Raw genomic sequence first — 8,453 nt, forward strand, 5'->3', positions numbered from 1 at the left:
CCCCGCGTGCGTCCTTCATCAGGGTCCGCAGCCATCAAAGTGCTGCAAGAGTGACCGTTTGTAGTCTGGCCAGTTCGCACCTTGTTGTTATTGCATTGCTTGCAGCTCATTCGGGGGAAAGTTGTTCAGCAAGGGAAACGTCGTCCACTCTGGGGGCCGGGGAAAGCTATTGCTTGACAGATGGGGAAGCCCTTGTAGTGGAGTTGAGGCACCTGCGCGGCTTTTCGCGCAGGTCGCCTCGAACGCTGGGTTAGGTTTCATTTATGCTGAACTCGCTCGCAATGCCAACTGAGAATCTTTGGGCGTTGGCAGCAGTTGCACAGCGGAGGCTGCAATTCATTCATGAGGCGCTTCCATAGGTGTAGGAGGCCATAGAAGACTGCCTTCGCATAAGCCGAATCTTCGTGCGTCAGCGGTTCCGGAACAGCGAGATCGAATTGCTCTTGCCACGGAATCGGACCAACGATGATTTCGGCCGCGTGGCTGCAAGCCGTCGGAATGTCACCATGAATTTGTGCCGTCCAGCACCGTTCAAGCGCCTCCATTTGCAGCGGCGGTGCCTGGTAACTGTGCTCGTGGCAGAACCTCAAAAGGCTTTCTGTCACTTCGAGTGGCGTTGGCGACATATGAACCTAACGTAAAGCTTCAGCCGGCGGTCGCGAGCGTAGCGAGTGACCGGTCGGCTGCAAGCGCTTGTTGGGCCGTGCTCACGTGAGTTTGTGGAACTTCGGCTTTGGCGAGAACACCTTAGGCGCTTTCTGCTTAATGTGAAGCCACTCCGGAGCGTTGACGCTGATCAGACGATGTGTCTCGACAATCAGCGATTGCTGTGCCGCCTCGTTGAGCGCACCCTCTATGTCAAGCACTGTAGCGTCTGGATATTTCTCGATTTGTTCCTGGACTTTCTGCGCCTTCGCGCTCGGCTTGGTGTAGTAGGGCGGAGTCGGCTGCTTGCCGAGAGTGCACAAAGATCGTGCGACGGCATGATATGCGTCGTTAAAGAGGCCCATAAAACCATTCGGATCCGCGAGAGACACTACCCAGAGCCCCTTGCTGCGGTCGTATTTTACTCCAGCATGATTCGCATACTCGGTCGACTCTGGAACGATTCCCAAGCGTAAGCCACGTCCGCCTTCTAGCTGGGCTACGTTGGATTTAACGGTTGCTGCGAAGTGCCGCGTGTCACCGTCAGCAGACAGGAAAAGGCCTGTCTTCCATATTTGCTGGATACGTTGATTCAACTCAGCTTCCGCCGCTTGGCCTTTGGCGGCGAGCTGCACCCATGGACCGAATCTGAAAGGGCGACCGCTCCCCTCCGGAAGGAGAAAAGCATCATTCCCAGCTTCCTCCACTACCGCGTCAAGGAATCCAAGGTACCGAGCGCGTTCGTGACCAAACAATAACGAGCGCGGGGCAGCATCCTTTACAAAGGAAGAGGCTCTTCGCAGCGCGGTGTGAATTGGGTCCACCACTTTTGGTTCGCCGCCAGATACAGCCTCGTGTACTGCCCATTCGAAGCCATCACCGCGCATGCCCTTGTCTCGCTCAAGCCGGACGACCTTTGCGAGCTGCCGCATACGGACCTTCTTGATCTCAGTGTTGAGGTCAAGAAGGTCTTCGGCGCTCAACGAGTCGAGTAAGGCACGGAGGATAGATCTTGCGACCGCGTACAACGCCCGGCCATACTCGTCGATAGGTGCGTTCTGCTCAAGAAATGTGACTTGCGGAGCGGTTGCCATGAGTGCCAGTACCCCTTATGTATGAATACACTGTACGCGTCTACAGTCCAGTCTCCTGTGCTGCCCAACGCATAGGTGAGCGGACGCCGGAGGCGGTCCGTTCGACTGTCGGGTTAGACGTCGCCGCGCGTGCGGGTTGAAGACCTTGCATCTTCTGAAGACTTCTGAAAGAAAGCTTGCAATCCGCTATTGCCGAGGTTGGGGAGCGCGCGCGACAGCGCAGGTGTGAACAATGTGAGTACGGTGGGCGTGTCGAGTTCGAGCTTCTCCGGTCCAACAAAGATTGCATCGGCCATGGCTTCGTACTGCACCGATAACGCGAGCCCGGTCCGGTATAGACGCGCTAGAAGTACAACCAATGACATTATCAGCACTAATGCCGCGATTTTGGAAGCAACTGTTAGAGCGGCATCTCGTATGACTTCCAGCTCAGCCTGTCGATTTACAAACTCAAGCTGCTTTGTTGCAAAATCTATGTGGCCGCGTGCTACGGACATCGCTTCGCCAAACTCCTTATCGGGTTGAAAGCTAGGACGAGATGCCAGCGAACGTAGAACTTCGGCGCGCGCAGTGCTTGACGGACCCGCTTGAGCATCTGTTTCGAGTTGGCTCTCAATAAGCGAGCGAATACTTCCCTCATTTTCGATCAGGTCAGAACGGACCTCCTTCGCAAGATCCTGCGCTTCGGAAATCAGCTCACGCGCGGTCGCAAGCGTGTCGGCCGTGGAGGCCGTGTCAGGTTCAATGACTTCTGGCAAGAAGTACAGGTGCTCGCGAGTGACAAACCCGACAGCCACGGTCAAAGCGACCAGTGCAGCGAATAACCAAGCGTATGACTCAACGCGCTTTCGCGCGGCACGTCTGCGAAAGGCACGTACCAAATAGGTCCTTTGCGGCTCGTTAGCACTGCCTGCTTCCAGGTCCATACCGAGGACGTCTGCGGCCTTCAGGAACAGAAATAGCTCCCGGGCACGGGGGTAGAACCATGCCGCCAAGAAGACAGCTGAGCCAACGTAGAGGGCCGTTCGAGCGAGATAGAGAACGACACCCGTCTTTACCATGGGTGAACTTATTGTCCCCAGCACCTTCCAGTCTTTCCTTCCTATCGCTTCCAGAGCACGCTGAAATGTTTCTGCCGTAAAGTCAGATGGAAATACGGCGAGTACGAGTGAGGCGAGTAGGTATGTGTCGTTTATCACTCCCGTAACGATGAGAATGAAGTACACGACGATAGCTGTTGCCAGGAGGTTCGTTGTTCTCTTCATGGCTGAAAATATTTGGAAGGGAGTGTCCGGGCGGCACCGTCGGGCTTGCGACGTCTAACGTTTGAGCTAAGCCGCGCCGAAGGCGTCGGCTTGAGCGAATTGTTATATTTTCACCACTTCCTTGGAATGGCGTTTCCCTGTTCTATTGATTTTTTCGTAATTTCAGCATCAGCCTTAAATCTTTCTGTCTGATTTTTCTCGAAATCTTTTCTCAGATCAGCATCGCCTTTGATGTACTCGATGTCAAAGTCCGTCTTTTTCTCAATTAAGCTAACATAGGCCTGGATGAGTTCCTTGTTATCAGGGTTTTTCTCGATCATGAATTCTAGAAAATTTCTGCTCTTCTCGAAATCAAAATTGTTCATTTCTTTTCCTTTTCTTTTGAAATATAACAGTGTAGTAGACGGAGCGGGCCAATGGATGAGTAGACGGAATCCACATATTGCCCACCCTGAATTATTCGATTAGCATTTCAAACCTGTAGATTTTAACTGCATCGTCGATGACGTTAGTCCAGACTCATGACCTTGTCAAACCATTCCGATACGGTAGCCCGCTTCTGGCGTAAGTACCGGTTTACACTCACAGAATCTGGTGTGAAGCCATCGGCGGTGCAGTGGTACGCCCGCCACGCCGAAGCCTACGTCAAGGCTGCCGACGGACAGCGCCTCGCCACTCACTCAGTAGCCACAGTGGAGTCCTGGCTGGGAGAGCTGGGCAGGGTAGACGGAATGGCGACGTGGCAATTCACGCAAGCCGTGGATGCGGTGCGCCACTTGTTGACGATGGCGGGGGCACCTGCGGCGACCGAGATGGATTGGGCATTCTGGCGCGAAGGGGGCCGTACCCTGGGGGCAAGCCATCCGACGATTGCACGCACAATGAGCAGCCCGCCTACCCTGCCTGCGGAGAATGGCGCCGACGCGTCGCAGCAGCCACCGGGCGATCGCCTGGTGGCGGTAATCCGGCAACGAAATTATTCGATTCGCACGGAGCGAGCCTATTTGGGATGGCTGGAACGCTATCTGTGTTTCATCGGTGGCCGCGATCCCGCGCAGACTGGCGCGGCGCAGGTAAAGGCTTTTCTGCAAGTGCTCGCAGTGCAAGGGCAGGTGGCGGCCAATACGCAGAATCAGGCGCTCAATGCACTGGTGTTCTTTTACGGCCAGGTGCTGGAGCGGCCCTTGGGCGATCTGGGTGCGTTTGCCCGCGCGAAGCGTCCTCAGCGCCTGCCGGTGGTGCTGACGGCGGACGAGGTGAGGCGGCTGTTGGCGGCTCTTCAGGGCTCGCCGGCAACGATGGCTGCACTGCTGTACGGGACCGGCATGCGCCTGATGGAATGCTTGCGCTTGAGGATCAAGGATGTCGACTTTGCCTATGGCCAGATCGTGGTGCGCGACGGCAAGGGGCAGAAGGATCGCGTGGTTCCGCTGCCTCAGCGCCTGATGGAGCCGCTGCGACAACATCTCGACAAGGTCCGGGCCTTGCATCGTGACGATCTCGCACTGGGGGCCGGGGCGGTGTACCTGCCCGATACGCTGGCGCGCAAGTATCCGGGTGCGGCGCGCGAATGGGGTTGGCAGTATGTTTTTCCCGCCAGTCGGCTGGCGGCCGACCCGCGCGACGGCACCGTGAGGCGTCATCACCTGCATGAGAGCAGCTTGCAGAAGGCGGTTCATGCTGCGGCGAAGGCGGCGGGCATCGACAAGCCGGTGAGTTGCCATGCGCTGCGCCACAGTTTTGCCACCCACATGCTGGAGGGCGGCTACGACATCCGTACCGTGCAGGAACTGCTCGGCCATGCCGATGTGAAGACGACGATGATTTACACCCATGTGCTCAACCGTGGCGGGCTGGGGGTGGTGAGTCCGCTGGACAGGGTTTGAGGGGCAAATCCTGGCGCGCTTTTCCGGCTACGCCCGCAGCAGCGCCTCGCGCCCGCCCAGCCAGCGCTGCATCAGGCGCTCGGTCGCCTCGGGCATGTCGCGCAGCATGCGCTCGGCGAGTTGGCGCGCGGGCTCGATCAGATCGCCATCCTCCTCCAGGCTCGCATAGCGCAGCAGCGGCAGGCCGCTCTGGCGGGCGCCGACGAATTCGCCGGGGCCACGGATGCGCAGGTCGGCGCGGGCGATCTCGAAGCCGTCGGTGTTCTCGTAGATCACCTTCAGCCGCTCGCGCCCGGTCTGCGACAGCGGCTGCGCATAGATCAGGATGCAGACGGATTCGGCGCTGCCGCGCCCGACGCGGCCGCGCAACTGGTGCAGCTGCGCGAGGCCGAAGCGCTCGGCGTGCTCGATGACCATCAGGCTGGCATTGGGCACATCGACGCCGACCTCGATCACCGTGGTGGCGACCAGCACGTCGATTTCCCCGGCGGAAAAGGCTTTCATCGCCGCGGATTTTTCATCCGCCTTGAGGCGGCCATGCACCAGCCCGACGCGCAGTTCGGACAGCGCTTCGGCCAGGGCATCGAAGGTCTCGACCGCCGTCTGCAGCTGCAGGGCTTCGGACTCCTCGATCAGCGGGCACACCCAGTAGGCCTGGCGGCCGCCGAGGCAGGCCTGGCGCACGCGCTCGACGACTTCGTCGCGGCGCGCATCGGACACCAGCCGGGTGCGGATCGGCGTGCGCCCGGGCGGCAGCTCGTCCAGCACTGAAACGTCGAGGTCGGCGTAGTGCGTCATCGCCAGCGTGCGCGGGATCGGCGTGGCCGACATCATCAGCATGTGCGGGCGGCGGTTCTCCTCGCCCTTCTCGCGCAGGGCCAGGCGCTGGCGCACGCCGAAGCGGTGCTGTTCGTCCACCACGGCCAAGGCCAGCCGCGGCAGGGTCACCGGGTCCTCGATCAAGGCATGGGTGCCGACCGCGAGCAGCACCTCGCCGCTGCGCAGGCGTTCGAGCTCGGTTTCGCGCTCGCGCTTCCGGCGGCTGCCCGACAGCCAGGCCACGTCGATGCCGAGCGGCGCGAGCCAGGCGGACAGCTTGCGCCAGTGCTGCTCGGCGAGGATCTCGGTGGGCGCCATCATCACCGCCTGCCAGCCGTTGTCCACCGCCTGCAGCATCGCCAGCGCGGCGACCAGGGTCTTGCCGCTGCCGACGTCGCCCTGCAGCAGGCGCTGCATCGGATGCGGCGCGGCCAGGTCGGCGGCAATCTCGGCCGCCGCTCGCGACTGCGCGCCGGTAGGACGGAACGGCAAGGCGCCGAGCAGGGCGCGCGGAAGACGGCCGCGCTCCGGCAGGGGCACGGCACGGCGCGCGCGGCGCGCATTGTAGGCCCGCCGCAGCGACATCTGCTGCACCAGCAGTTCCTCGAACTTGATGCGGCGCCAGGCGGGGTGCTCGCGCAGTTCGAGCGCCGCCGGATCGGCATCGGGCGCGGGATGGTGCAAGGCGCGCAGCGCTTCGGCGAAGCCTGGCAGGCGCAGATCGCCCAGGATCTCCGCGGGCAGCGGATCGTCGAGATGCTCGCTCTGCAGCGCGCGATCGATCAGCTTGCGCAGCGTCGCCTGGCCGACGCCGGCCGTGGTCGGGTAGACCGGCGTCAGCGCGTCGGGCAGCGGCTCATCCTGCTCCACCGGCCGGACGCGGGGGTGCACCATCTCATAGCCGAAGAAGCCGCCCCGCGGCTCGCCGAACAGCCGCACCCGGCGTCCCACCGCGAGCTGCTTCTGCTGCGACGGATAGAAGTTGAGCCAGCGCGCGACGAGCACGCCCGATCCATCATGGATGCGGACGACGAGCTGCCGGCGCGGGCGCAGCACGACCTCGCACGCCGCGACCTCGCCCTCGACCTGCGCCGGGAAGCCCGGCCGGACGTCGGCGATCGGCGTCAGCCGGGTCTCGTCCTCATAGCGCAGCGGCAGATGCAGCAGCAGATCCCGGGGGCCACGGATGTCCAGCTTGGCCAGCAGCCCGGCAAGCTGGGCGCCCACCCCCGGCCATGCCTGCGGCGGCGATGGCCGGGACGGCGGCTCCCGCACTGCGGCGGGATCGGCGGCATCGGTCCGGGCGGCGGATTTCTTCGCGCGGGCCACGCACTGAAGGGCTGGTTTTCAGCCGAGGACCATCGTGAGATCGGCCTCGACCAGCGCACCGCGCGGTAGTTCGCGCACGCCGACGGTGGCGCGCGCCGGGTAGGGTTCGGCGAAATAGCGCGTCATCACTTCATTGACGGTGCCGAAGTTCGACAGGTCGGTGAGGTAGATAGTGATCTTGACAACCTCGGCGAACGAGGTGCCGGCGGCCTCGGCCACCGCCTTCAGGTTCTCGAACACTCGCACGGCCTGGGCTTCGACGCCCTCGACCAGTTGCATGCTGACCGGATCGAGGCCGATCTGGCCGGACAGGAAGACCAGGTTGCCGACCTTGACGGCCTGCGAATACGGGCCGATCGCGGCAGGGGCATCGGGCGTGGAGATGATGGTGCGGGCCATGGCTTAACCTCGTTGGCAAAATGACCCACATTCTAAACCGCGGGCCCACGTTGCAGGCCGCGCGGCGAAACACGCCGGCGAATCGGCGGCAGCACCCTGCCTCAGCCTTGCTGGCGCAGCGTGATCTCGCAGCCGAGGCGGCTGATCACCTTCTGCATCCCGCGGCGCGCACGCGTGTTGATGACGAGCGGCGCCATGAAGTTGGCGCTCAGGCCGGCGCCGGCGGGCCCCGTTTCATCCGCGCCCTGCGACCGCACGATGATCGCGACCGCCACGTCGTCGATGCTGTCGAGCTGCAGCAAGGCCACATCCTCGTCGCTCAGGGTGAATTCGAGGTTCACGCCGAGCCGTATCGGGGCGGTGATCGAAAACGCCACATCGGGGTCGTCGGCGGATTGCAGCAAAAAGACCTCCGCCTCTCGCCCCTCTTCGTGCACGAGCACGAAGCGGCGGCATTGCTCGAAACCGGGCAAGCCCGCGGGAAACTCGATGACGCGGTCGTCGGCGACTTCGACGGTGCCAAACTCCGGACTCTTGACTTGCATGGGTGCTCCCCCTGGAATGACTGGATCGGACCTGACGCCGGGCGTCAGGGCTTTTTCTTCGCGGGCGGCAATAGCATACCCGCCTCGAGACCTTCCGCGCGCAAGGCGGACTGGGCCTTGCGCGCCGCTTCGCGGTCGGCGAACGGCCCCAGCACGACACGGCTCTGGATGCCGGCCGGCAGACCCCGCGCAGCCAGCTCGCGCTGCAGCGAGAGCGCATTGGCCGAATCGCCGAAAACGCCGAGCTGGATACGGTATCCGTCTGCCGGCGCCGGCATCGCCTCCCCCCCTTCGAAGGCCACGGCCGGAACGCCCACGGCAGGCGGGGGCGGCGCGGGCATGGGCACTGGCACCGACGCGGGCGCAGGCGCGGATTCGGCATCCGGCGGAACGGGCGCGGGCTGCGCCGCTGCAACGGCGGCGCCCGTGTCGGCGGGCATTGCCGGCGCGGGCGCGGAAGGCGGCGCGGGC

Annotated in this window: 8 protein-coding genes; 1 reads left to right on the forward strand and 7 read right to left on the reverse strand. The window is 62.5% G+C overall.

All coding sequences use genetic code 11. The annotated features are described in order from the left end of the window. Positions 1–707 precede the first annotated feature (707 nt). The 3 genes from C666_RS20615 to C666_RS19390 all read right to left on the reverse strand — a co-directional run bounded on the left by C666_RS20615 (position 708) and on the right by C666_RS19390 (position 3,369). Positions 708–1,739, reverse strand: coding sequence for a hypothetical protein (locus C666_RS20615; protein WP_154666236.1), 1,032 nt, complete (start codon positions 1,737–1,739; stop codon positions 708–710). Positions 1,740–1,852: 113 nt separating this feature from the next. Continuing rightward, complete coding sequence (locus C666_RS17640) at positions 1,853–3,004, reverse strand: hypothetical protein (protein ID WP_038001148.1); 1,152 nt, start codon at positions 3,002–3,004, stop codon at positions 1,853–1,855. A gap of 110 nt (positions 3,005–3,114) precedes the next feature. Beyond that, a complete protein-coding gene (locus tag C666_RS19390) occupies positions 3,115–3,369 on the reverse strand; it encodes a hypothetical protein (RefSeq protein WP_004345929.1) in 255 nt (84 codons plus the stop codon). Between the two features lie 156 nt (positions 3,370–3,525). Between C666_RS19390 and C666_RS17650 the strand changes: the two genes are divergently transcribed. Beyond that, positions 3,526–4,890: an integron integrase gene (locus C666_RS17650; protein ID WP_081593487.1), complete on the forward strand. Its 1,365-nt coding sequence runs from the start codon at positions 3,526–3,528 to the stop codon at positions 4,888–4,890. Positions 4,891–4,917: 27 nt separating this feature from the next. Here the strand turns inward: C666_RS17650 and recG are convergent, their stop codons facing one another. From recG to C666_RS17670, 4 genes are all read right to left on the reverse strand, one after another. After that, positions 4,918–6,984 carry an ATP-dependent DNA helicase RecG gene (recG, locus tag C666_RS17655; RefSeq protein WP_038001167.1) on the reverse strand — a complete coding sequence of 689 codons (2,067 nt, stop codon included), beginning with the start codon at positions 6,982–6,984 and terminating at the stop codon, positions 4,918–4,920. A 72-nt stretch (positions 6,985–7,056) separates the two neighbouring features. Continuing rightward, the gene (locus C666_RS17660; RefSeq protein WP_004345936.1) at positions 7,057–7,437 is read right to left on the reverse strand and encodes a RidA family protein; all 381 of its coding nucleotides are present in this window, start codon (positions 7,435–7,437) and stop codon (positions 7,057–7,059) included. Between the two features lie 101 nt (positions 7,438–7,538). After that, positions 7,539–7,982, reverse strand: coding sequence for a flagellar assembly protein FliW (fliW, locus tag C666_RS17665; protein WP_004345938.1), 444 nt, complete (start codon positions 7,980–7,982; stop codon positions 7,539–7,541). Between the two features lie 44 nt (positions 7,983–8,026). Then, the coding region (locus C666_RS17670) for an SPOR domain-containing protein (RefSeq protein ID WP_004345940.1) at positions 8,027–8,453 on the reverse strand (427 nt) is incomplete at its 5' end.

Origin of the sequence: Thauera linaloolentis 47Lol = DSM 12138, from assembly GCF_000310205.1 — a bacterium.
GTDB lineage: Bacteria > Pseudomonadota > Gammaproteobacteria > Burkholderiales > Rhodocyclaceae > Thauera > Thauera linaloolentis.